Annotated in this window: 21 protein-coding genes and 1 tRNA gene; 11 read left to right on the top strand and 11 right to left on the bottom strand. The window is 64.0% G+C overall.

The features are described 5' to 3' along the window. Positions 1 to 269: 269 nt before the first annotated feature. Together NKH31_RS05070 and NKH31_RS05065 are read right to left on the bottom strand one after the other, a co-directional pair. Positions 270 to 1,472, bottom strand: coding sequence for a LeuA family protein (locus NKH31_RS05070; RefSeq protein WP_425492331.1), 1,203 nt, complete (start codon positions 1,470 to 1,472; stop codon positions 270 to 272). A gap of 299 nt (positions 1,473 to 1,771) precedes the next feature. Beyond that, a tRNA-Val gene (locus NKH31_RS05065) sits at positions 1,772 to 1,845 on the bottom strand. Positions 1,846 to 2,019: 174 nt separating this feature from the next. Here NKH31_RS05065 and NKH31_RS05060 point away from each other — a divergent pair. Beyond that, entirely contained in the window at positions 2,020 to 3,984 is a 1,965-nt protein-coding gene (locus tag NKH31_RS05060) for an ABC transporter ATP-binding protein (protein WP_254864058.1), read from the top strand. 37 nt (positions 3,985 to 4,021) lie between these two features. Here the strand turns inward: NKH31_RS05060 and NKH31_RS05055 are convergent, their stop codons facing one another. Continuing rightward, on the bottom strand, positions 4,022 to 4,366 hold the full coding sequence (locus NKH31_RS05055; RefSeq protein ID WP_254864057.1) for a DUF5789 family protein: 345 nt from the start codon (positions 4,364 to 4,366) through the stop codon (positions 4,022 to 4,024). A gap of 108 nt (positions 4,367 to 4,474) precedes the next feature. Between NKH31_RS05055 and NKH31_RS05050 the strand changes: the two genes are divergently transcribed. Beyond that, positions 4,475 to 5,206, top strand: coding sequence for a creatininase family protein (locus NKH31_RS05050; protein WP_254864056.1), 732 nt, complete (start codon positions 4,475 to 4,477; stop codon positions 5,204 to 5,206). Positions 5,207 to 5,271: 65 nt separating this feature from the next. Here the strand turns inward: NKH31_RS05050 and NKH31_RS05045 are convergent, their stop codons facing one another. Together NKH31_RS05045 and NKH31_RS05040 are read right to left on the bottom strand one after the other, a co-directional pair. Then, complete coding sequence (locus NKH31_RS05045; protein WP_254864055.1) at positions 5,272 to 5,673, bottom strand: DUF5790 family protein; 402 nt, start codon at positions 5,671 to 5,673, stop codon at positions 5,272 to 5,274. Positions 5,674 to 5,781: 108 nt separating this feature from the next. Then, positions 5,782 to 6,177, bottom strand: a complete 396-nt coding sequence (locus NKH31_RS05040) for a dihydroneopterin aldolase family protein (protein ID WP_254864054.1) — start codon at positions 6,175 to 6,177, stop codon at positions 5,782 to 5,784. A gap of 158 nt (positions 6,178 to 6,335) precedes the next feature. Here NKH31_RS05040 and azf point away from each other — a divergent pair, with 158 nt between their 5' ends. After that, on the top strand, positions 6,336 to 7,079 hold the full coding sequence (gene azf / locus NKH31_RS05035; protein ID WP_254864053.1) for an NAD-dependent glucose-6-phosphate dehydrogenase Azf: 744 nt from the start codon (positions 6,336 to 6,338) through the stop codon (positions 7,077 to 7,079). A gap of 19 nt (positions 7,080 to 7,098) precedes the next feature. Here the strand turns inward: azf and NKH31_RS05030 are convergent, their stop codons facing one another. From NKH31_RS05030 to NKH31_RS05020, 3 genes are all read right to left on the bottom strand, one after another. After that, positions 7,099 to 7,413: a DUF6199 family natural product biosynthesis protein gene (locus tag NKH31_RS05030; RefSeq protein WP_254864052.1), complete on the bottom strand. Its 315-nt coding sequence runs from the start codon at positions 7,411 to 7,413 to the stop codon at positions 7,099 to 7,101. Positions 7,414 to 7,468: 55 nt separating this feature from the next. Continuing rightward, positions 7,469 to 8,095, bottom strand: a complete 627-nt coding sequence (locus tag NKH31_RS05025) for a DUF309 domain-containing protein (RefSeq protein WP_254864051.1) — start codon at positions 8,093 to 8,095, stop codon at positions 7,469 to 7,471. A gap of 113 nt (positions 8,096 to 8,208) precedes the next feature. After that, on the bottom strand, positions 8,209 to 8,673 hold the full coding sequence (locus tag NKH31_RS05020) for a TRAM domain-containing protein (protein WP_254864050.1): 465 nt from the start codon (positions 8,671 to 8,673) through the stop codon (positions 8,209 to 8,211). Positions 8,674 to 8,894: 221 nt separating this feature from the next. Between NKH31_RS05020 and NKH31_RS05015 the strand changes: the two genes are divergently transcribed. The 5 genes from NKH31_RS05015 to NKH31_RS04995 all read left to right on the top strand — a co-directional run bounded on the left by NKH31_RS05015 (position 8,895) and on the right by NKH31_RS04995 (position 15,398). Then, complete coding sequence (locus NKH31_RS05015; protein WP_254864049.1) at positions 8,895 to 9,686, top strand: electron transfer flavoprotein subunit beta/FixA family protein; 792 nt, start codon at positions 8,895 to 8,897, stop codon at positions 9,684 to 9,686. 58 nt (positions 9,687 to 9,744) lie between these two features. Further along, positions 9,745 to 10,701 (top strand): electron transfer flavoprotein subunit alpha/FixB family protein, encoded by a 957-nt coding sequence (locus NKH31_RS05010; RefSeq protein ID WP_254864048.1) that lies wholly within the window; start codon positions 9,745 to 9,747, stop codon positions 10,699 to 10,701. A gap of 220 nt (positions 10,702 to 10,921) precedes the next feature. Continuing rightward, a complete protein-coding gene (locus NKH31_RS05005; protein WP_254864047.1) occupies positions 10,922 to 12,187 on the top strand; it encodes an ABC transporter substrate-binding protein in 1,266 nt (421 codons plus the stop codon). Next, on the top strand, positions 12,187 to 14,499 hold the full coding sequence (locus NKH31_RS05000; protein WP_254864046.1) for a methyl-accepting chemotaxis protein: 2,313 nt from the start codon (positions 12,187 to 12,189) through the stop codon (positions 14,497 to 14,499). Before NKH31_RS05005 ends, NKH31_RS05000 begins: the two co-directional genes overlap by 1 nt. A gap of 56 nt (positions 14,500 to 14,555) precedes the next feature. Continuing rightward, the gene (locus NKH31_RS04995) at positions 14,556 to 15,398 is read left to right on the top strand and encodes a polyprenyl synthetase family protein (protein ID WP_254864045.1); all 843 of its coding nucleotides are present in this window, start codon (positions 14,556 to 14,558) and stop codon (positions 15,396 to 15,398) included. A 4-nt stretch (positions 15,399 to 15,402) separates the two neighbouring features. On the opposite strand, the gene NKH31_RS04990 is transcribed toward NKH31_RS04995, so the two are convergent. After that, positions 15,403 to 16,509, bottom strand: coding sequence for a DUF373 family protein (locus NKH31_RS04990; protein WP_254864044.1), 1,107 nt, complete (start codon positions 16,507 to 16,509; stop codon positions 15,403 to 15,405). 184 nt (positions 16,510 to 16,693) lie between these two features. Here NKH31_RS04990 and NKH31_RS04985 point away from each other — a divergent pair, with 184 nt between their 5' ends. Continuing rightward, complete coding sequence (locus NKH31_RS04985) at positions 16,694 to 17,689, top strand: radical SAM protein (protein WP_254864043.1); 996 nt, start codon at positions 16,694 to 16,696, stop codon at positions 17,687 to 17,689. Positions 17,690 to 18,090: 401 nt separating this feature from the next. Here NKH31_RS04985 and NKH31_RS04980 read toward each other — a convergent pair whose 3' ends face one another. After that, positions 18,091 to 19,221: a helix-turn-helix transcriptional regulator gene (locus NKH31_RS04980; protein WP_254864042.1), complete on the bottom strand. Its 1,131-nt coding sequence runs from the start codon at positions 19,219 to 19,221 to the stop codon at positions 18,091 to 18,093. 258 nt (positions 19,222 to 19,479) lie between these two features. Here NKH31_RS04980 and NKH31_RS04975 point away from each other — a divergent pair, with 258 nt between their 5' ends. Together NKH31_RS04975 and NKH31_RS04970 are read left to right on the top strand one after the other, a co-directional pair. Further along, complete coding sequence (locus NKH31_RS04975) at positions 19,480 to 20,682, top strand: DUF7096 domain-containing protein (RefSeq protein WP_254864041.1); 1,203 nt, start codon at positions 19,480 to 19,482, stop codon at positions 20,680 to 20,682. A 106-nt stretch (positions 20,683 to 20,788) separates the two neighbouring features. Further along, on the top strand, positions 20,789 to 21,262 hold the full coding sequence (locus tag NKH31_RS04970; protein ID WP_254864040.1) for a type IV pilin domain-containing protein: 474 nt from the start codon (positions 20,789 to 20,791) through the stop codon (positions 21,260 to 21,262). Positions 21,263 to 21,307: 45 nt separating this feature from the next. On the opposite strand, the gene NKH31_RS04965 is transcribed toward NKH31_RS04970, so the two are convergent. Next, on the bottom strand, positions 21,308 to 21,928 hold the full coding sequence (locus tag NKH31_RS04965; RefSeq protein WP_254864039.1) for a methyltransferase domain-containing protein: 621 nt from the start codon (positions 21,926 to 21,928) through the stop codon (positions 21,308 to 21,310). Positions 21,929 to 22,075: the final 147 nt, after the last annotated feature.

Genomic DNA, 22,075 nt, shown 5'->3' with positions numbered 1-22,075 from the left:
TGATACGGCCGGGTCGGGAAATGAGGTAGTGTAGGGGTCTAGGCCCCTACAATAATCGTGGCGACGGCTCCCGTGACGGCAAACCCGACGTGGGCGGGAGTCGTCTCTCGCATCGTACCCGGTCGAATGGGGGCCGTTCACATATAGCTGTCGACTGGTGCAACGTTCGCACCCGCCCGTCCGGCAGACGGGGAACCGGTGGTGACACCCGTCCCCTCGACGAACCGAACGCTGTCGCTTTCGGCCGGCGGGCCCCATTGGGACCCCCATCAGCCTCGAACCTCGGTCCGTTGTCGGCGTTCGACCGAAACCTCGCGTGCGATGCGGTCGAGAACGGCCGACGTCACGATTTCGCCGGCCGAGCCGACCGCCTTCACCCGCTTCGTCACCTCGCGAACCTGCCCATCGGACGGGTCGAACCCGCGATCTGTGAGGCGTTTTCGGACGCTGTGAGCCCCGGTGTGCTTACCGAGGACGAACTCTCGTTCGGCCCCGACCATCTCGGGCGTCATCACGCCTGGTTCGAACGTCTCGCTGTTCTCGATCACGCCCGCCGCGTGAATGCCACTCTCGTGACTGAACGCGTTCGAACCGACCACCGGCTTGTTTCGCGGGACGGAGACGCCGCTCTGGGCCTCGACGAGCGCCGATAGCTCGGCGAATCGGGTCGTGTCGATGCCCGTGTCGACGTCGTAGATCGATTCGAGCGCCATCACGACCTCCTCGTAGGCGGCGTTGCCGGCTCGCTCGCCGATGCCGTTGACCGCGACCTGGGCCCGATTGGCACCCGCTTCGAATCCGGCGATAGTGTTCGCGCCCGCCAGACCGAAGTCGTCGTGACAGTGGACGTCGATCCGCACGTCCGTGTGTTCGCGGACGAACCGGACGAGTTCGCCCATTCGGGTCGGCGTGCAGACGCCCACCGTGTCCGGCACGTTGATCCAGTCGGCCCCCGCGGCCGTCGTCGCCTCGATCACGTCGACGAGGTAGTCCGGATCGGTCCGCGTGGCGTCCATCGGCGAGAACATGCACTCGACGCCGGCATCCGCGACCCGCTCGACGCACTCGACGGATCGTCGCTTGACCGCCTCGCGCGTCGAGCGCATCGAATCGTCGATCTGAACGTCGGACGTCGACGCGAAGACGTGGACCATATCCACCTCGGCGTCGAGCGCCGCCTGCACGTCCCCGTCGACGATCCGGGCGAGACCGGCGACCGTCGTCTCGGTGTATTCTGCGATATCTCGAACCGCCTCGAACTCGGCCTGCGAGCTGACCGGGAACCCCGCCTCGATGACGTCGGTTCCCATCTCGTCTAGCACCGCTGCGATCTCTCGCTTGTCCTCGTAGGAGAACGAGACGCGTGGCGATTGCTCACCGTCTCGAAGCGTCGTATCGAAAATCTGTACGTCGTCGCCCGTACTAATCGGTACGTTACCGTCGAAGAACTCGACTCCCCTGCCTGGAGACAGAGGCGCCCTCGGTTGTCGTCATTGCAACCCAACCGAACCCGCGACGGGATAAATCCCCGCGGGTCGAGTCAATTGTTGCCACCTCTCAACAGACCACAACGCCAGTCGATTTATCGACGTTCGTGGGGTGACTCCCGTCGCTGCTGGTCGTTCGTTCCAGAAATGGGCTCGGGCGGATTCGAACCGAATCGAGACGGTCCTGCTCGCGCCTCCGGCGCTGCGCGGGCTGCGACTTGCAGGGTTCGAACCGTCCTCACAACAGATTTCTACCGCTCACGACGTTGTTCGCGGCAGAAATATGGGCTCGGGCGGATTCGAACCACCGACCTCGGCCTTGTAAAGGCCACGTCATAACCAACTAGACCACGAGCCCGTATACGTCCGAAACCAGCGGGGATGAATAACTGTTACTTTCTGGGGCGGCTCTCCGACGAGGCTTTTTATCGACGGTCGGTGGAGGTACGCACCGGATCGGAAAATGCGGCGGAAATCGCCTATTTCGGTTCGTAGGGAACATTTATAGTCGACCGACTATTGAGCCGAGTCAATGAGTAGTATTGATTGGGAAGAGGACGACCCGTTCGAAGAGCAGCGGGACAACATCGATAACCCGATGCGCCGGCTCATCTTCGAATACGGACGTCCCTACTGGTTCTCGGTAACGGTCGGGATCTTTTCGAGCATCTTCGCTCGGATTCTCGACCTCTTGCCGGCACTCTTGCTCGCCGTCGCGATCGACTCCATCTTCGCTGACGATCCGGCGCCGTTCGCTGAACAGATACCCCTGGTTATCCTTCCAGAGTCCTGGCTCCCCACCTCGGAGGCGGGGCAGTTCCAGTTCATCGTCATCGCCATCGCCGGCTCGTTCGTCATCGGGGCGGTCTTTCACTACCTGCGTAACTGGGGATTCAACGCCTTCAGTCAGGACATCCAGCACGACGTGCGGACCGCGACGTACGACAAGATGCAACGACTCGACATGGAGTTCTTCGCCACCAAACAGACCGGCGAGATGATGTCCGTACTGTCGAACGACGTCAACCAGCTCGAGCGCTTTCTGAACGACGGGCTCAACTCGGCGTTCCGACTGGTCGTGATGGTGGTCGGCATCGCCGGCCTCCTGTTCTGGCTCAATCCACAGCTCGCGCTGGTCTCGATGGCACCCGTTCCGCTCATCGCGATCTTCACCTACATCTTCGTCAAGAAGATCCAGCCGAAGTACGCCGAAGTGCGCTCGTCGGTCGGAAAGGTAAACTCCCGGCTCGAGAACAACCTCGGCGGCATTCAGGTCATCAAATCCGATAACACCGAGGAGTACGAATCCGACCGGGTCGACGACGTCTCGCGAAACTACTTTAACAAGAACTGGGGCGCGATCCGCATCCGGATCAAGTTCTTCCCGGGCTTGCAACTCATCTCGGGAATCGGCTTCGTCGCGACGTTCATCGTGGGTGGCTACTGGGTGTTCACCGGCAGCGGTCCGGGACCGTTCACCGGAACCCTGCAGACGGGTGTGTTCGTCGCGTTCATCCTCTACACCCAGCAACTCGTCTGGCCGATGGCCCAGTTCGGACAGATTATCAATATGTACCAGCGGGCCGCCGCCTCGAGCGAGCGGATCTTCGGATTGATGGACGAGGACGGACGGATCGACCGAGACGTGGACGCGGACTCGCTGGAGGTCACCGACGGCCACGTCGAGTACGACCACGTCAGTTTCAATTACGCCAACGAAGAGGCCGACGGCGAACGCGAGGAAATGATCATCGACGACATCTCGTTCGACGTCGACGGCGGCGACACGGTCGCACTGGTCGGGCCGACCGGTGCCGGAAAGTCGACCGTCCTGAAGCTCCTCTTGCGACTGTACGACGTCGACGACGGCGCCGTGCGCATCGACGGCCAGGACGTCCGCGACGTCTCGCTCTCGTCGCTCCGCCAGTCGATGGCCTACGTCGGCCAGGAGTCGTACCTCTTCTACGGGACCGTCGAGGAGAACATCGCGTACGGCACCTTCGACGCCGACCGCGAGGAGATCGTCGAAGCCGCCAAAGCGGCAGAAGCCCACGACTTCATCCAGAACCTGCCGGACGGCTACGACACGGAGGTCGGCGAACGCGGTGTCAAGCTCTCCGGTGGCCAGCGCCAACGGCTGTGCATCGCCCGCGCGATCCTCAAAGACCCGGACATCCTCATCCTGGACGAGGCGACCAGCGACGTCGACACCGAGACCGAGATGCTCATCCAGCGCTCGATCGACGCGCTCACCGAGGATCGGACCACGTTCGCGATCGCTCACCGCCTCTCGACGATCAAGGACGCCGACAAGATCATCGTCCTCGAAGGCGGCGAGATCGTCGAACGCGGCAGCCACGAGCACCTCCTCTCGAACGACGGTCTCTACGCCCACCTCTGGGGCGTCCAGGCCGGCGAAATCGACGAGCTCCCGGAGGAGTTCATCGAGCGCGCACAGCGACGAACCGCTCGAACGCAATCGCACAATAACGACTGAGCGGCCCGCCGATGGCTATTCGAACGGAACGGACCGCTCAGAACGACTCCTGTTCTCTCTGTCCGTCCTGATCCGGCGCGCCTTCGTCCTGTCGATCCTCGCCAGGGGCCGGCGGCGTGCGGTCGCTGTAATTCTTCCGTCCGATCGCCTCGTCGCCCACCATCGAGAGAATAGCCTCGTTGACCTCGCTCGCCGCGGCGTACTCGTCTTCGTTCAGCGGTTCGAGTAGCGACTCGAACGTGACGGTTTCGCCTTCCAACTCGATCTCTTCGTCCCCGTACTCTGCGAGTAACTCGTCCTGCGTCGCCGGATAGTCGTGGTCAGCAATCTTCTCACCGAGTGCTCCCAGATCGACGCCGAGTTCGCGGTGCTGGTCGCTCATATCGCCCATCCGTTCGACCGTCGGAAACCGTTTGACCCTGCCAACGCGTGGTCGTCACGGTTCGATCGATACGGAGGGTACAAGGGCCGACCGCCCGTCGTGACGGCTATGCACGTTGAACGCGTCGCGTGGCCCGACGTGGCGGAACTCGACACCGAGATCGCGGTGTTGCCGGTCGGAAGTACGGAACAACACGGTCCGCACGCACCGTTGGGAACGGACACGCTGGCCGCGACGACCGTCGCCGACGCTGGTGTGTCGGCCTTCGACGGCGAGGTCGCGATCGCCCCGACGCTCCCGATCGGACTGGCGCGAGAGCATCGCCACTTCGCGGGAACGCTCTGGCTCGAACCGGACACGTTTCGAGCGACCGTCAGAGATTGCATCAGGAGTCTCGCTCACCACGGCTTCGATCGCGTCGTCTGCGTCAACGGCCACGGCGGGAACGTCGACGCGCTTCGAGAGGTGACCGGCGAGATCAGCCGCGATGGTGACGCCTACGCCGTCTCGTTCACCTGGTTCGAGACCGTCGGCGAGCACGCCGCCGAGATGGGTCACGCCGGCTCGCTCGAGACGGCGCTCGTTCGGGCGATCGAACCGGACCTGATCGACGAAACCCGGATCGACGACGCGCGCGCCGACGCCGCCGACGGCTGGGGCGAGTGGGTAAGTCACACCAACCTCGCACACGATTCGGCCTCGTTTACGGAAAACGGCGTAGTGGGGGATCCGGCGGCTGGCGATGCCGATCTCGGCGAGGAGTTACTGGAGCTGGCGGCCGATGCACTCGCGAGTTTGCTCTCAGCCGTCGAATCGAGAGACCTGTCGGAGTCGCGGTGAGCAGGGCGACTCATCGAAGAGGAATCATCGCTCGGGCCGGTCTCACCGAGTGCGGACTGTCGTCGTCACTCCTCGTCGTCTTCTAGATCTTGAAGCTTCGAGCGGAGACCGGGCATCGTCTGAGCGAGATCTGCGACCTGCTCGCTCGCGCTGGCGATGTCGGCGACCGACGACTCGACCGTCTCGATCTCGTCTGCCAGGTCCGACGCGTCGTCGAACGCGTCCGCCCGGTCGCCCATCGTGTACCACTTCTTCGCGTCGCGGAGGTGATCTTCCGCGTCGCCGACGTCGAGTGCGGATTTCAGGCCGTTCAACGCCCCGAGGACGTTGTCCGCGTCGGTCTCCCAGATGTCGTCTGCGGCGGGGAGGGCCTCTCTCGCCGCATCGAGGGACTGCTCGACGTCTTCGCGCATTTCGGTCGCCGCCTCGCCGAATAGGTCGTCGTCGGTGAGTGAGGCCTGACTCATGTGTGAGCCTACTTCCCCGGCGGGGTTAAACGATCGCCCGAAAGTGAAAGTGAAAATCGACGGTAGATCGCGGGAGGCAGACGGAGTCGACACTCTCTTCGATGGGAATTACGAGACGCTCTCGTCGACGCTGACGACGGACATGAGCGGATAGTCACCGTCCATCTGCATCCGCGAGGTGACGGCGTACTCGTCGGTCTCGACGACGATCTCCACCTCGAGAAACCGACCCGTTACCTCCGTGTACGACGCGCTGGTGTCTGTGAGTTCGCGCTCGATCGCGCCCGTGTCGACGTCGACGGTTACGTCGACGCAGTGGGGCTGGTTCTCGATCGCTTCCTCCATCGCGCTCGCGAGACTCTCCGCGCTGGACGGCGACACCGGCGTTCCGGCGAACTGGTGATACAGCGAGCCGAATTTGATACCGGCTTCGAAGCACGCTATCTCGGCGGGCTCGGGATCGCGCCCGGTCTGGCGTCCGTCCGGCGGCGTAGCTGGTGACATAGTAGCAGGATCAGCCGCCGCGGGGAAGGTCGTTTTGATCCGTTGTTGGGGGACGAACTCGCCGCTCGCCCGCTCGTATTGCACCGCGTTCTCGCTCGCTGTCACCACTCGCCCGAGACCGCAAGGTACGTATCTGGGTGGCTCCATCCATCCGATGAATGCCAACGTCGGTTCTCCTGACCGGAGCCGCTGGCCGCGTCGGCACGGCCGTCCTCGACGACCTGTCCGACGAGTACGAGTGGCGACTGCTCGATCGTGATCCGCCGACCGAAGAGCTGCCCGGCGAATTCGTCGTCTGCGACATCACCGACGAGTCAGCCGTCCGCGAGGCGATGGCGGGAATCGACGCGGTGATTCACCTGGCGGGCGATCCGCGTAAGGAGGCTCCGTGGTCGTCGGTGCTCCCGAACAACATCGACGGGACGCGCGTCGTCTACGAGGCCGCCGTCGACGCCGGCGTCGAGACGGTCGCCTTCGCCTCCTCGAATCACGCCGTCGGCGCCTACGAGACCGACGAGCGCCTGCCCGACCTCTACCGCACGGGTGACGATTTCCGACTCGACGGCGCGGAACTTCCCCGGCCGGGTAACCTCTACGGCGTCTCGAAGGCGACCGGCGAGATTCTCGGCCGGTACTACCACGACGAGTTCGGTCTCTCGGTCGCCTGCGTCCGCATCGGCAACCTCACGAAGGATCACCCGCCGGTCGACTACGAGCGCGGCCAAGCGATGTGGCTCTCCTACCGCGATTGTGCCCACCTCTTTCAGCGGTGCATCGAGGCCGACTACGGCTACGAGATCGTCTACGGAATCTCCGACAACGACCGCAAATACTACTCCTTAGAGCGTGCGCGAGAGGTGCTCGGCTACGAACCGCAGGACAACTCCGCGGAGTTCGAATAATCGCGAGCGTGTCGACGACTCACCGGACGAACCCGACGAGCCAGTCGGGGCCGACGTCGTACCACCGAACGAACGGGGCGAGCGCGACGACGTACATCAGGGGGATCGCGAGCGGATCCGCCATCGCCCGACCGACGACGAACGGCGTCGCGAACAGTAAGAAGACGCCGCTGATCTGCTGGATCGCCACGCCGAAGCCGCTCAGTTCGACGTCTCGGATCTGAAAGATATTTTCGTACCGGAACGCCCGTTCCGGATCGACGATCGAGAGGATTCCCCACATCAGAAGGAAGACGCCGAGGACGAACGCGATGGCGGTGAGGAGTACCGACATACGCTACTCCCGATCGTATCAGCACATAGTCGTTTCGCTCGGTCCGTCTTCCCGCTCAGTTTTCGTCGAACAGCCCCTCGACGTCGCGACGACGCGACTCGCGTCGGTCGACGAGCGCCTCGAGCCGCTGATAAATGACGGCTCTATCCGACTCGTCCCCGCGAACGAAGTCGAACAGCAGCGCCAGAAACGGCGTACCCTCGTCACCCTCGTCGAGGGCTTCGAGTGCGGCGTCGCCGGCGCGTTCGAACAATTCCTCGTCGTAGTCCCACTCCTCGGCGAGGACGTTCGCGGCGACGACCGTTTCCTCGGGCGTCAGGTCGGCCAGCGTTAGTCGTTCTCCCTCGTGGGTCAACGCGAGCGGCTGACCCCGTTCGATACCCTCGGGATCGGTCGCGAGCGCTCGCAGGTAGCGTCCCACCTCGTCGACGTTACACCCTCGATATTCGGCGTCGATGCCGTCTAGGTACTCGCCGGCGCTCGTCGCCAGGCCGACCGCTCCCTCCCAGTTTCGATCACAGGCGTGGTACACCGCAGCGGTGAACTGGATGAGCCCGTGGAGCAGTCGCTCCTCGGGCGTTCCGGACTCCAGGTCGAGCCAGTGGCCCTCCCAGGCGTCGTGTGCGGCGTGGTAGTGTCCGTCGTTGTAGATGGCGATGCCGACTCTGAGCGCCGTGCGCATGGGTGTCGGTTCGGAGGGTACGGGCAAAAAGCCGTCTGTGGATCGAGAGCGGGTCGACCGATCCACAACGGAGATATCGCTGACTGTCCGGTCGGTTCGAAATCGTCTGGAATTCAGTTGCCCCAGAAGTTTTCGCGGCTGCCGAGCTGTGGCCGGGTCGGGCCGTCATCGTCGTCGTCATCGGCCTCGACCTCTTCTTCGTCGTCTTCACCGTCTTCGTCTCCCTCGTCTCCGTCTTCGGGGTCCAGGGGCAGTCGTTCGATCTCGTCGGCGCGGGCGTGGTTACTGTGGACGCGGGTGATCTCGACGCGCGAGCGGGCCTTCGGCAGGACGCCGTCGACCATGACGATGAAGCCGTCGTCCGTGCGGCCGACGCCGGCACCGCTCTCGTGCATGTCGACGACTTCGACGACGACTTCTTCGCCCGCCTTGACGGGCTGGGTCTTCAGGTCGGCGATGGGCTGGTTGTAGTGGTTACACCACTCCTTCCCGCCCCGATCACCGTAGTGCTGACACCCCATGCCAGCGATTCGCTCCGAAAAACTCGGGCACTCGTCCGCGAGTGGACAGTCAGCCATGGAGGACGTAGCGTGGGGATCGTTAAACCGCTTGCGTATCGCGCCCAGCGTCCGTGTCTCGACGGTCGGCCGTAGACGCGTTTCGGTCCGCTCGGTCGGTGAGCCGACCGATAGGATCACCGCGATATCGCGGGTTTCGTCGGATCGAACCCGCCACAACTGGCGTTCGCGTGTGGCCGGTTTCGAAAGCATTTACGGTCCGGGCGACGGAGTCACACGCGATGAAGGTACTCGTAACGGTCGCGGAAGTGGCCACCGTCGACGACGAGTTCGAGATCGACGGCACCGAGATCGCCGGTCGGTACCTCGGTGCGGATCTGAACGAGTGGGACGACTACGCGGTCGAGGAGGCCGTCCAGTTACAGGAAGCGGATATCGCCGACGAGGTCGTCACGGTCACGATCGGACCCGAAGAGGCAGAACAGACGATTCGCCAGGCGCTGGCGAAAGGTGCGGATCGCGCGATCCGCGTCTGGGACGACGCGTTCGAGGGCGTCGACCTGCTCGACGTGCGGGCGAAAGCGGAGATCCTTCGCGCGGTCGTCGAAGCGGAAGATCCCGACCTGATCCTCACCGGCGTCCAGACGGGCGACGACAGCTGGATGGCGACGGGCGTCTCGCTCGCAGAATCGATCGACTTCCAGTGGGCAGCGGTCGTCAACCACCTGGAACACGACTTCGACGACGGCGTTGCCGCCGTCCGCCGCGAACTCGAAGGTGGCGTCGAGGAGCTGACCGAGGTGGAACTTCCCGCGGTGTTGACGATCCAGACGGGGATCAACGAGCCCCGGTACGCGAGTCTGCGAGGCATCCGTCAAGCCCAGCGCAAAGAGCTCGAAGCGAAATCGCTCGACGACGTCGGTCTCGACGACGGCGTCGTCGAGGGTTCGCTCGAACTGACGGCGATGTACGAGCCGGAAGCCGAGAGCGAGGCGCGGGTCTGGGAAGGAAGCGCCGAGGAGACGGCCGGCGAACTCGCTGAATTGCTCCGCGAAAAGGGGGTGACAGCATGACTACCGTCGCACACTCCGTGCGCGACGACGTCACCGTTCTCACCGGAGGTGAGAGCCGATGACCGACGTGCTCGCAATCGCCGACCACCGCGACGGCGAACTGCGCGACGTGAGTTTCGAACTCGCGACGGCCGGTCGTGCGCTCGCCGACGAGACCGGTGGCGACGTCCACCTCGCGGTCATCAGCGGGCCGGTCGACGATTTCGCGGACGGACTCGCCCTCGACGGCGTCGACGTCGTCCACACGGTCGAGTACGGCGACGAGTTCAACCACGACGTGTACGTACAGGCCATCTCCCAACTGTACGAGACGATCGAGCCGCAGTACGTGCTGGTCCCGAACAGCGTCAACGGGTTGGATTACGCCCCGGCGGTCGCCGCTCGTCTCGACCTGCCCATCGTGACCGACGTCGTCGATCTGGACGTCGACGGCGAGACGCTGATCGCGACTCGCGAGATGTACGGCGGAAAGGTCGAGACGACGACGGAACTCGACGCGGGGACCGCGCTGGCGACGATTCGCGAGGGCGAGTGGCCGGCCGCCGAGGGCGCTGGAGAGTCGTCGATCGACGCGTTCGACGCCGAGATCGACGAGGCGGCGATCGGCTCGACGGTCACGGGATTCGAGGAGGTCGCCGGCGGCGACGTCGACATCAGCGAGGCCGATCTACTCGTCTCCATCGGCCGAGGGATCGAGGAAGAAGAGAACCTGGATCTGATTCGCGACCTCGCGGACGCGCTGGACGCGACGCTGTCGTCGTCGCGACCGATCGTCGACGCTGGATGGCTGCCGGCGAACCGACAGGTCGGCCAGTCGGGGAAGGTAGTGACGCCGGAGGTCTACATCGCAATCGGGATCTCGGGGGCGGTCCAGCACGTCGCGGGAATGAAAGGGGCCGATACGATCGTCGCGATCAACACGGACCCGAACGCACCGATCATGGATATCGCCGATTACGCGATCCACGACGATCTGTTCGACGTGGTGCCGGCGCTGATCGAACAGTTCTCGTAGGTACGTCGGCGAATTCATTTTCGAATAGTTGAACGCAGATTGCTTTTGACTCCGCCGCTATGGGCTATTCAGCGGGCTGTGAGCGATGCAGTTCTCCGTCTCGGGCCCGTGCGAGAAACTGGCAAGTGTCGGCCAGCACGTCCGTGATAACGCCCACCACCAACTAGTTTTCGTGGAAATTATGCGATGATATTTGTACGCCTAGGAGAGACGAATCTCTATGCGTGCTCGCCATCATCGAAGGACATTTCTAACAGGCCTCGCCACAGCAACACTCGCTACCGGTGCAGGGTGCGTTTCGACCGTTCCCGGGATCGGATCGAGTGCGAGCGAGGATACTACCGATCGAACGATCAAACTCGGATTGCTGGGCGCGCGAAGCGGCGACCTCGGCGCCGCCGGTCAGGATATCGGTGACGCGTCTCGGTTGCCGATTGCCCAGTTACGCGAGGCGGACGTCCCCGTCGAATTCGAGGTCGAAACGGTCGATACCGAAACCGATGCCAGAACGGGCGTCCTCGGTGCGCTCGAACTGGTAGAAGCCGGCTATCCGGCGATCAACGGGGCCCTCGCTTCGGGAGTGACGCTCCGGGCGTCACAGCAGGTGTTGATCCCCTATCGGACGGTTTGCTGTTCGCCTGCGAGTACGAGCCCGACGATTACGACCATCAACGACGGCGGATTCGTCTTCCGAACGGCGGTGTCGGACGCGATGCAGGCGGTCGTTCTCGCGGAGCGAGCATCCGAGGCCGGACACGGGCGGGCCGCGACGGTCTACGTGAACAACGACTACGGCTACCAGTTGAGTCGGGCGTTTTCGCGCGCGTTTCGGGTCGAACACGGTGGGACGGTGACGAGCCAGATTCCGTACGAACAGGCGACGGAATCGGCGACCGCCTCGTACGAGGACGAAATCGGGACGGCACTCGCCGACGGCCCCGATGTCGTCGTTCTGATCGGATACACGGACAGCGGGGCGCAGTTACTTCGCGACGTCCACGCGGCGAATCCGGACGTCGCCGTCCTCGTGACCGACGGAATGCGTGACACTCGCCTCCCCGAGCGCGTCGAGCACTCGATCGATCACGTTCGCGGGACGGCGCCCGTCTCGGGCGGCCCTGGGGAGTCGTTTTTCGTCAACGAATTCGAGGACCGATACGACGCATCCGCCGACAGCACGCCGTTCAACGCGTCCGCGTACGACGCGAGCGCGGTCTTACTACTCGCGAACGCGTTTGCGGGCCGAAACGACGGGGAGGCCGTTCGGGCCGCGGTTCGACGGGTCACCAGTCCGCCAGGCGAGCGGATCGAACCGAGCGACCTGCCGCGAGGGATCGAACTCGCCGCTGCTGGCGATCCGATCGAGTACGTCGGCGCCTCGAGCGACGTCGAATTCGACGAGAACGGCGACGTTTCGGCGGCGACGTTCGCCTACTGGTCGTTCGAGGACGCGTCCATCGAAACGATCGCGGAGGTGGAGCGCTAATGTCCCCGAGTCGGTTCGTTCCGAACGTCGTCCGTCGCCGGTACCTGACGAAGTTCGTGATCTCGATACTCGCCGTGGTCGTCGTCATCGGACTCGTCGGCCTCGTGACGTACGCCGAAGTCGATGGGTCGGTGACCGCGGAGTCGAACGACCAACTGGAGCGAACCGCCGAGATGCAGGCCGGGACCATCGGCGACTGGGTGGAGCTACTATCGGTCCAGACGAGTCAGATCTCGGCTTCTGACCCGCTCACGGAGGGTGACGTCCAGGACGTCCAGGGCCATCTCGTCGAATCGAACGCCCGCATGTCCGTCGAGGTCCGCGCGATTCACTACGTCGATACGGACGCCGAGGAGATCGTCACCAGCACGGACAGCGAGCGTCGCGACGGAGTCTCTCTCCACGCGATCGACGAGCCGTGGACGGCGGTCGATTTCGAGGCCGAACTTTCGTTCGACGACGACGTCTGGCACACGCCGCGCGCCTACGAGGACGAACTGTTAGAAGATGAGGTGATGGCCTTCGCGAGCCCGGTCCCCGAACGGCCGGACCGCGTCGCCGTCGTTATCGGGACCCTCGAGTATCGCCTCGAAGCACTCCAGCAGCCGGCGGCCGAGGCCGCGACGACGATCGTCGACGAATCGGGCGAGCCGATCACACGGGCCGACGCCTCCCCCGTCCGGGCCGGTGCGGTCGACGACGAGGCGCTGCAAGCCGCGATCGGCGGCCGATCGAGCCTCCTCGTAACCGACGACACCGCGTTCGCGTACGTTCCGGTCGCCGACACGGGATGGGTTGCGGTGACGACCGTGCCGACCGACGAAGCTTACGGCGTCGCCGATTCGGTCGGACAGCACGTCCTCTTGTTGTTGCTAACGAGCGTTCTCGCACTCGGGCTCATGGGAACCATCCTCGGTCGACAGACCGTTCGACCGTTGACCGAACTGCGAGACCGCACCGAAGCGATGGAATCCGGCGATCTCGACGTCGATCTCGAAACGGGTCGCATCGACGAAATCGGGCACCTGTACGACGGGTTCGATACGATGCGAACCTCGCTCAAACGCCAGATTGACGAGGCGAATCGCGCGCGCGAAGAAGCCGAAGGCGCTCGGGCGGAGACGACGGCAATCAATCACCAGCTGGAAGAAACGGCTACGACGTACGGCGCCGTGATGGCCGAGTGTGCGGACGGGGACCTGACGCGCCGCCTCGACCCGGATGACGAACACGAGGCGATGGCCGAAATCGCTCACTCGTTTAACGTGATGGTCGCTACCCTCGAAGCGTCGACGGCGTCGGCCCAGTCGTTCGCAACCGCGGTCGACCGAGCGAGCCAATCGGTTACCGGCAGCGCCCAGGAGGTCGAGGCAGCCGCCTCACAGATGAGCACGTCGGTTCAGGAGATCTCGGAGGGGACGGACCTGCAACACGCGAATCTCCAGACCGTCTCCGACGAGGTAGACGGACTCTCGACGACGACCGAGCAGATCGCCGCCGCCTCGAATCAGGTGGCCGACGTCGCCGAACGGACGGCCCAAGCCGGTACCGACGGTCGGAAAGCGGCGCAGGACGCGATCGACGGGATGGCGGAGATACAGTCAGACGCCCTCGAGGCGCGCGAGGCGATCGAGGCGCTCGAAGCCGAAATGGCCGAGATCGACGAACTCGCCGAGTTCATACAGACGGTCGCGTACGAAACCAACATGCTGGCGCTCAACGCCAATATCGAAGCCTCCCGCGACGGCGGCGATTCAGCCGGCGGCGAGAGCGGCTTCGCCGTGGTCGCAGACGAGATCAAAGAACTATCCGCGGAGACGAAATCGATCGCGACCGACATCGAAGACCGAATCGAGGTGCTCACAGCGCGGACCGACCGGACCAGTCGGGAAGTCGAACGAACCGCCAGCCGGATCGACGAGCACGTCGCGTCCGTCCAGAACGCCGCGGTGGCGCTCGACCGCATCGCCGAGTACGCCGCGGAGACCAACGACGGCGTTCAGGAGATCTCGGCGGCGACCGAGCAGCAGGCGGCCGCGACCGAGGAAATCGTCGCGATGGTCGCCTCGGCGACCGATATCGCGAACGAGACGGCCGTGGAAACCGAACAGGTCGCGGCGGCCGCGGCCCAGCAGACGTCGGCGATTTCAGCCGTCAGCCACCGGGCTGAGGGGTTGTCCGAACAGGCGTCGCGTCTCAGCGAGGCGCTCGATGGATTCGAGACGGCCGTCGAAACCGAATCCGACGAGACGGCGGGATCGTTCGAGTTCGTCTCTGAGACGGCCGATATCGACCAGAGATCGACGAAGTAGTTCGCGTCGGCCGCTGGATCGTCACCTACTTTTTCGTGGTCCGACTAGATCGGCCGATGGAATCGCTCGATCGCCGCCGGACGCTGATCGAAGACCGCCTCGAGTCGGTGCTCGCGGATATCGAACCGAGCGAACTCCGAGGGGGCGTCGCCGATGCGGTGCTCTCGGGTGGGAAGCGAGTGCGGCCGATGGTGACGATTCTCGCCTGCGAGATCGCCGGCGGCGAGCCGGCGGACGCACTCGATTACGGCGTCGGGATCGAACTCGTTCACACGGCCTCGTTGCTCGTCGACGACATCATCGACCGGTCGACCGTCCGTCGCGGTTCCGAAAGCGCCTGGCAAGCGCACGGATACGGTCCCGCGATCGTTACGAGCGACGGGTTGCTGGGCGAGGCGTTCGCGCTGTTTGCCGCCGATCCGGCCGCGATGGAGACGGTCACGGAGGCGATGGTCGAACTCGGCGAGGGCGAGGCGACGGAACTGACGGCGATGCCGAGCACCGAAGCGGAGTACATGGCCCTCGCCCGCCGGAAGACCGGCGCGCTCTTTCGGGCGGCAGCTGAACTCGGGGCGATCGCCGCCGACGCCGACGACGAGACGGTCGACGCGCTCGGTGAGTACGCAGAGCGCGTCGGAATTGCCTTCCAGATTCGCGACGACGTCCTCGACGCCGTCGCCGATCCGGAGACGCTCGGCAAACCGACGGGAATCGACGAGACGCTCGATCGCCCCTCGCTGTTACAGGTGACCGACCTGTCGCCGGAGGCGGCGAACGAGCGTGCCCGCGCCCAGTCCGATCTGGCTATCGCCGCGCTAGAGCGGGTGGATTCGACGAGCGAGCACGCAACGCGGTACCTGCTCGATCTCGCGGCGTTCGTCGTCGAGCGCGAGCGGTGACGAGTCAATCGCCGTATTCGGCGGCGTTCGTCGTCGAGCGCTCCGATAGTCTCGTTTCGGCCACGGCGAAGGTGAGCGTACTCACGATGCCGAGTAAGGTTCCGGCGGTGATCGCCGTCGCGAGGTAGCTGAGCGTGAGTTCGTCTAAGAAGAAGCCCGTGACGGCGTGGATGACGAGGGCGATCGCCAGGACGTAAAACGGCGCGTTGAGGTAGCGCCACTCGAGCCGTCCGGCGATGTACTCGTCGGTGATCTGGCCGAGGCTGGTGGTGAGCCCGGCCGCGGCGAACCAGTGGATCGATCCGAACAGGAACGCGCTCGCGGTCAGCGGAATGTCGAGCGCTTGGCCGCCGGCTTCGGCCGACTCGATCGTCTCGAATCCGTTGACGGTGCCGATGACGACGAGCGCGACGGCGACGACGTAGGCGATGAGCGTCGTCCGGCCGGCGTACAGCGATCGACGGAGGCGATCTGCGGCTCCGTCGAGGTAGGCGCCGAGACCGAGTCCTCGCGAGATGAGATAGAGCCCGAGCAGCGTCGACGTCGCGCCGAGGACGACGCCGGGATAGTCGAGCAACATTCCGAGGAGTGCAAGCGGATAGATCAAGAGCAAGATGCCGAGCGGAATCAGGATCGTTCCCCTGGTCTCCGGGTCGGCCAGCACCTGCTTGATCGTAAAGTACATCGACTCTAAGTTCTGCGCCTGGCGGACGACGACCCGCCTGACGCCGTCGATTGGGACGCGAGCACGGATCACCGGGAGGACCGATTCGTCCTGTGCGCCGTCGGTGACGACGAGCGACGAGACGTCCTCGCCGGTCGAGAGGCTCGCCAGCACCGTATCGACCTCGTCGCCGATCTCGCGACTCGCGCTGACCGATCCGTCCTCGTTACCGGTCACGATGGCGACCTCGACGCTCTCGCCGCGGCCGTCGAGTTCGTCGTAGATGTGGAGCCCCTGGAAGATCACGTTCGCGTCCGAGTCTTCGGGATCGGCCGTCGCGAGCGCGAGCGCCGCCTCCTCGACGGGGCCACGGCCGATGACCGGCGTCGAGAAGCCGGCTTTGCGCCCGAGGTCGTCGTCGAGGTCCACACACAGGACCAGCAGCATCGACTCCGGGTACGGTCGCCGCGTATATCCGTCTTCGGGGAGACTGTCAGCGTCGACGACTCCAGTATCGTCGGTCCCGTCGCGAGCGCAGATCGGGTTCGATGCGATGGCAAATCCGGTACGATGCGAGAGCAGGTCCAATGCGTGTCGTTTTTGCCCGCGCGGCCGTAACCAGGGGTATCGAATGATCTCGAAGGGCTGTGAGCAGTGCGCGAAAGGCGGCAAGATGGTGCTGTTCGTCTACGGCTACTGCGACCAGCGCGACTGCTTTTATTGCCCGCTCGGCGAGAATCGCAAGAACGTCACCGACGTCTACGCGAACGAGCGCCTCGTCGAGTCGGACGCGGACGTTCTCGAAGAGGCTCATCGCATGGACGCTCTCGGGACGTCGATCACCGGCGGCGAGCCCCAGGAGGCACTCGAACGGACCTGTCACTACCTGTCGCTGCTGAAAGACGAGTTCGGCGCCGACCACCACACGCACCTCTACACCGGCATCACCGGCGGCCGGGAGAACATGCGACGGCTCGCCGAAGCGGGACTCGACGAGATCCGGTTTCACCCGCCGTTAGAGCTGTGGGGCGACCTCCACGGCACCGAGTGGGAGGAGATCCTCTACGTGGCCCGCGAGGAGGGTCTCACCCCGGCGTTCGAGATTCCCGGCATCCGCTCCGAACCGGAGTTTCTGGACTTTCTGGACGAAGGGGCGGCTGACTTTTGTAACGTAAACGAGTTCGAGATGTCCCAGGGCAACTACCGGCGGATGCAGGCCGAGGGATACGAACTCAAGGAAAATCACATGAGCGCCGTCGAAACCGACCGCGACACCATACTCGCCGAGATGGGCGATCATCCGAAGGTGTACTTCTGTACGTCCGTCTTCAAAGACGCCGCCCAGCACCGCCGCAGACTCAAGCGGATGGCCCGCCAGATTCGCCGCGAGTTCGACGACGTCACCGACGACGGAACGCTCGTCTACGGCAAGACGCGAGCGGACCCCGAACGGTTCGTCGAACTCGGCGTGCCCGAAGAGTTCTACACGGTCAAGTCGGACCACGTCGAGGTCGCCTGGTGGCTCCTAGAAGAGATGATCGACGAGGGCGACGTAACCGACGGCGAGATCGTCGAACAGTACCCGACGTACGACGGACAAGTAGTCGAACGGACGCCGCTCGCGTAATACCGCGAACGAGGACGCGAGTGAGCGGTTTTTTGGTCGAGATTTTTGCGCGAGTGGTCGGCGCCGCAGGTGCGACCCGAGCGGAAAAAGGTCGCGTGCGAGTAGTACCCGACGTACGACGGACAAGTAGTCGAACGGACGCCGCTCGCGTAATACCGCGAACGAGCGGGGCGAGTGAGCGGCTTTTTTGGTGCAGATTTTTGGCGGAGGGTGAGCGGAGCGAACCGGACGCGAAAAAGGTGCACGTGGCAGGTAGTCGAACGGACGCCGCTGGCGTAGTCCGGCGCGAACGAGCGGGCGAGTGAGCGGCTTTATTGGTCGAGACTGTTGGGCGAGCGGTTGTGCCGTCGGGAGGCACCTGAAGAAATCGGGTCCCGCGGAATCTCGGTGAACCTGAAGACTCACTCTCCGTCCGTCGGATCGACGTCGGGGAGGGTGATGAGGTTCTCGCGTCCGATACGGAGTTTATCGATATCGTCGTCGTCGTCCATCTTGCTTAACAGTTGCGAGACCTTGGCGTTCGACCAGCCGGTCTCTTTGACGATCGCGGCCTGCTTCATGCGACCGCCGTGTTCTTCCAGCATGTGGGTGACGCGCTCTTCGTCGCTCAGGAGTTCGGGTTCGACGTCTTCGGGCGTCGATCCGGAGTCGCTCGCGACGACGGCGGGAGGGGCCCGGTCGGGCCGGTCGCTCCCGTCTCGGTTGTCGGTCGGTTCGGTCGTCGATTCGTCCGCGCTGAACCAGGATGGAAGCGGTTCGTTCCAGTCGGTCCGATAGGTTCGGCCGTACCACAGCGCGCCGGCGATCGCGAGCACGAGGACGCCGCCACCGAGGACGAGCAGCCAGGAGAGGTCGTTCACGCCGGAGCGGTCGACGAGGACGACGTCGAACTCGTCGGCGTTTAATTCCTGGCCGCCATCCCAGGTGAGCGTGGCGTTGTCGATTCCGTGCGGGGCCGTCACGAAGTCGTGGTCCGGCGGTGCGTGTAGGTGAAGTCGCTGGTTCGAGTCCAGATGGCCGATCCACGGCTCTCCGTCGGCGGTGAGCAAAGCGTCTTGGACCGATAGGTAGCCGTCGTCGGTATCCGCGAAGTTGGTGATGGTGACGCTGAACGTGAGGGTGCCGACCGTCGCGTTCTCCGGGTACTCCTCCGTGGCGTCGAAGGCGTCGACTTCGTCGATCGTCCGGATTGCTGGATCGTCCCAGCCGGCGTCATCGACGCTCATCTCTCGATCCGTTCCGGATTCGGCGTGTGCGTGGAAGTTCTCGAAGGTGGCGTGGTAGTTCGCTACCTCTCGTTGACCGGTTCGCACCTCGTCGGCGAAGGCTTCGAACCGGTCGATCTCGTCCTCTTCGAGGACGTAATGGTGTTCTACCGACCACGTCGTATCACCGTTGGCAGACAGCTCGATTCTGATATCCTGGGGACCGGACTCACCGGGGGCGTCTGCCGTCGCGGTGACGGCGCCGTGGGCCCCGAGACACAGGAGGGAGGCGGTGAGCGCGATCAGGAGGGCCGATTGGACCCGCATTACTGTGTTTCGGTGCGTGCCGGGGTCAAAAAACCCTTTCCATACGAGGATTTTACACGAACGGCCGACAGACGCCGCTCGTTGTCAGTCCTCGTGGGTCTGTGTGAGTCTGTTTCTCAGATTGCACCGCTCGGATCGACGCACCATCGCTGACAGGTCCGGCGTACGTGACTCGGTAATGGGTGACTGACCGGGTCGAATGTCGGCTGGATGTGATGGCGACTGGTTTTTGTACCTGGGGTCGAAATCCAGTGATCGATGAGGTCCGCGCTCTCCGTCGCGATCGCCGCCCTCCTCGTCACCTCCCTCCTGACGATGGCGATCGCGACAGCCGATCCGACCGCTGACACGCCGGCGGTCGACGACATTTCGCCGACCGTTCAGCCGGCGATCCAGCCCGAAGACGACGGAACGGCGGCCCGTCTCGGGCTCGACGATCCGGCTGAAACGACGTACACGACGCCCGGTCCGGATCTCGGAACCACGCTCGCGTCCCACGACGATACCATGCGAAACGAGTGGACCATCCACGAAGCCGACTACCACTGGGACGACCTCTCCGAGACTCGGCGCGCACACTTGCTCGAGGATCTCGAAGATCGGTTATACGAACGGATCGACGAACTCGAAGCCCGCGAAGCGAGGGCGGTCGAATCCGTCGCGACCGGAGACGAGTCGGCGGATCAACTGCTCCGGACGGTAGCAAGGCACGATCGAGAGGCTGCGGCGCTGGTCTCTCACTTCTTCCACCTCTCCGATCTCTCCGGCGACGTCGACGGAACGTCGATTATTCCCCGGACGCCGGACAATCACCTCGGCGTCTATCAGGGTCCGGTTCGATCGAACGTCTACGACACGATCTCCGGCGTCGACCAGATGGATACCACGGTGATACAGGTCACCGAATCCGGCGCCGTACTCGGGTCGATCGATCGGAGCACCTACATTCGCGAGGCTGTGCGCTTTGACAATCGAGATCTCTCGTTACCCAACCAGTTCGATGGCGACGACGTCTCCGAGATCGACCAGTTCGAAGAGGCGTATCCTTGGGCGACCGAGGAAGGGACCTACACCATCAACGGTCACCCCTCGATACAGCTCTATCGGCTCGAACGGGTACACGCACAGGGTACCCTTCTCTCGTACCTCGACGGCGGTACCGGTGAGATCTTCAGGGAGAACCAACAGTTGAACCTGAACGACCTCCCACAGATCGACCGCGGAACGTGGGAGGAGGGCGACCTGAACGTCTCGGTAAACGGAACGCCGGGCGATGAACTCCTCAAACTAACCGTTCGTGACGGCGCGACCGGTGATCCGCTCGACGGAACGGTTCTGATCGACGAACAGCCGGTGGCCGAACTAGATGCTGGCGAGGCGTGGATCGTCGAACCGCCCGCCGCGTACGAACTGGTGATCGAGACGGACGCCGGGACGATGACGATCGACGACATCGGTTGACATCGCGAACGACGACCACGTTTTTCGGCAGTTCGGGCCGTCTCGTCGGTGCGCAACGAGCGATTCGACCCGCGAGTTGAAATAGGAGGGCGCAGCCAGACGGACCGTGCCCCTCGACGACACTCGCTCGATCGCGCCGGTCGTCGGCGTCGTACTCCTGCTCGCGCTCACCGTCTGTCTCGGCGGCGTCGTCGCCATCGCCGTCACCTCGATCGACCCGGGCGAGCCGCCGCCCCGGGCCGCCATCGAACTGACGGTTGAGAGCGATTCCGGTGTGATCGAACTCGAGCACCGGCATGGAGACTCACTCGACGTTCGTGATCTCGACGTTCACGTCGCCGTCGAGGGGGAGTCGCTGACGTATCAGCCGCCGGTTCCGTTCTTCGCCGCGGACGGCTTCCGTGGCGGTCCGACGGGGCCGTTCAACGCGGAGGCCGACCCTCGCTGGCGAGCGGGCCAAACGGCGGGGGTTCGCGTCGCGTCGACGAACGCGCCGTCGATCGAGGCCGGTGATCGCGTCGTCGTGACGATGACGACTAACGGCGCGGTGATCGCCAGACTCGAAACGACCGCGGCGTAAGGTCGAACCAACTGCGATGTGACTGCAAACCGACGGCGACGGGTCCTACTCGGGTGCGCGCCCGACCGTGGTGATCGCGATGTCGGGATCGTAGGACGGTCCCATGAGGGTGTGATCGACGTCCTCGAAGCCGGCGGCGTCGAACATGCGGTCGGCTTCCTCGGCATCGTAAAAGAGCATGATCGCGTTCGCGAGTTTCCGCACGACGGTGTTGTTCGGGTTGTTCGGGCCGACGACGAGCACTTGCCCACCGGGAACGAGTACGCGACGGAACTCACGGAGCGTGCGGACCGGCCGGGGCCAGTACTCGATCGATCCGGACGACCAGACGACGTCGAACGTGTTCGAGGCGAACGGGAGCCGTTCGGCGTCGCCCAGGTGGAACGAAACCGGTCCCTGTTTACCGAACTTCGCGTAGGCTTTCTCCAGCTGGTGTGGGCTTTGATCGAGCGCGTAGACGTGATCGACGTGTTCGAGCAACCCGGCCGTCCCGAATCCGGTACCACAGCCGACGTCCAGGACCGTCGCGTCCTCGGGAAACGAGAGCAACGAGAGCGCCTCCGCGCGCATCTCTTCGTTCCAGATGAACGGGTTGACCCGATCGTACACCCTCGAGAGATACTTATAGAAGAGGCGGGCTCGCGCCTTGTTCTCCAGGAGTCCCATTGACCGAGAGTGTATTCGCCTGGGCAATATGTCTGCTGATCGATGGCGATTGGAGACGGCCCCGAACCACGCCGCGCGTGGTGAAATTTTTTCGTCATATCGAGCGAGCGGCTTTCGCAACTACCTTATACGGCGCCTCGCCAACTT

The sequence above is a fragment of the Halovivax gelatinilyticus genome (assembly GCF_024300625.1).
Taxonomy (GTDB): Archaea; Halobacteriota; Halobacteria; order Halobacteriales; family Natrialbaceae; genus Halovivax; species Halovivax gelatinilyticus.
This window is presented reverse-complemented; position numbering and strand designations above follow the sequence as displayed.

Coding starts and splice junctions, on each gene's coding strand:
- NKH31_RS04965 (WP_254864039.1), bottom strand. CDS start 21,928: ATGGGACTCCTGGAGAACAAGGCGCGAGCCCGCCTCTTCTATAAGTAT.
- NKH31_RS04980 (WP_254864042.1), bottom strand. CDS start 19,221: ATGCGGGTCCAATCGGCCCTCCTGATCGCGCTCACCGCCTCCCTCCTG.
- NKH31_RS05020 (WP_254864050.1), bottom strand. CDS start 8,673: ATGGCTGACTGTCCACTCGCGGACGAGTGCCCGAGTTTTTCGGAGCGA.
- NKH31_RS05050 (WP_254864056.1), top strand. CDS start 4,475: ATGCACGTTGAACGCGTCGCGTGGCCCGACGTGGCGGAACTCGACACC.
- NKH31_RS05055 (WP_254864057.1), bottom strand. CDS start 4,366: ATGAGCGACCAGCACCGCGAACTCGGCGTCGATCTGGGAGCACTCGGT.
- NKH31_RS05030 (WP_254864052.1), bottom strand. CDS start 7,413: ATGTCGGTACTCCTCACCGCCATCGCGTTCGTCCTCGGCGTCTTCCTT.
- azf (WP_254864053.1), top strand. CDS start 6,336: ATGCCAACGTCGGTTCTCCTGACCGGAGCCGCTGGCCGCGTCGGCACG.
- NKH31_RS05040 (WP_254864054.1), bottom strand. CDS start 6,177: ATGTCACCAGCTACGCCGCCGGACGGACGCCAGACCGGGCGCGATCCC.
- NKH31_RS05010 (WP_254864048.1), top strand. CDS start 9,745: ATGACCGACGTGCTCGCAATCGCCGACCACCGCGACGGCGAACTGCGC.
- NKH31_RS05060 (WP_254864058.1), top strand. CDS start 2,020: ATGAGTAGTATTGATTGGGAAGAGGACGACCCGTTCGAAGAGCAGCGG.
- NKH31_RS05015 (WP_254864049.1), top strand. CDS start 8,895: ATGAAGGTACTCGTAACGGTCGCGGAAGTGGCCACCGTCGACGACGAG.
- NKH31_RS05005 (WP_254864047.1), top strand. CDS start 10,922: ATGCGTGCTCGCCATCATCGAAGGACATTTCTAACAGGCCTCGCCACA.
- NKH31_RS04990 (WP_254864044.1), bottom strand. CDS start 16,509: ATGCTGCTGGTCCTGTGTGTGGACCTCGACGACGACCTCGGGCGCAAA.
- NKH31_RS05025 (WP_254864051.1), bottom strand. CDS start 8,095: ATGCGCACGGCGCTCAGAGTCGGCATCGCCATCTACAACGACGGACAC.
- NKH31_RS04995 (WP_254864045.1), top strand. CDS start 14,556: ATGGAATCGCTCGATCGCCGCCGGACGCTGATCGAAGACCGCCTCGAG.
- NKH31_RS04985 (WP_254864043.1), top strand. CDS start 16,694: ATGATCTCGAAGGGCTGTGAGCAGTGCGCGAAAGGCGGCAAGATGGTG.
- NKH31_RS04975 (WP_254864041.1), top strand. CDS start 19,480: ATGAGGTCCGCGCTCTCCGTCGCGATCGCCGCCCTCCTCGTCACCTCC.
- NKH31_RS05000 (WP_254864046.1), top strand. CDS start 12,187: ATGTCCCCGAGTCGGTTCGTTCCGAACGTCGTCCGTCGCCGGTACCTG.
- NKH31_RS05045 (WP_254864055.1), bottom strand. CDS start 5,673: ATGAGTCAGGCCTCACTCACCGACGACGACCTATTCGGCGAGGCGGCG.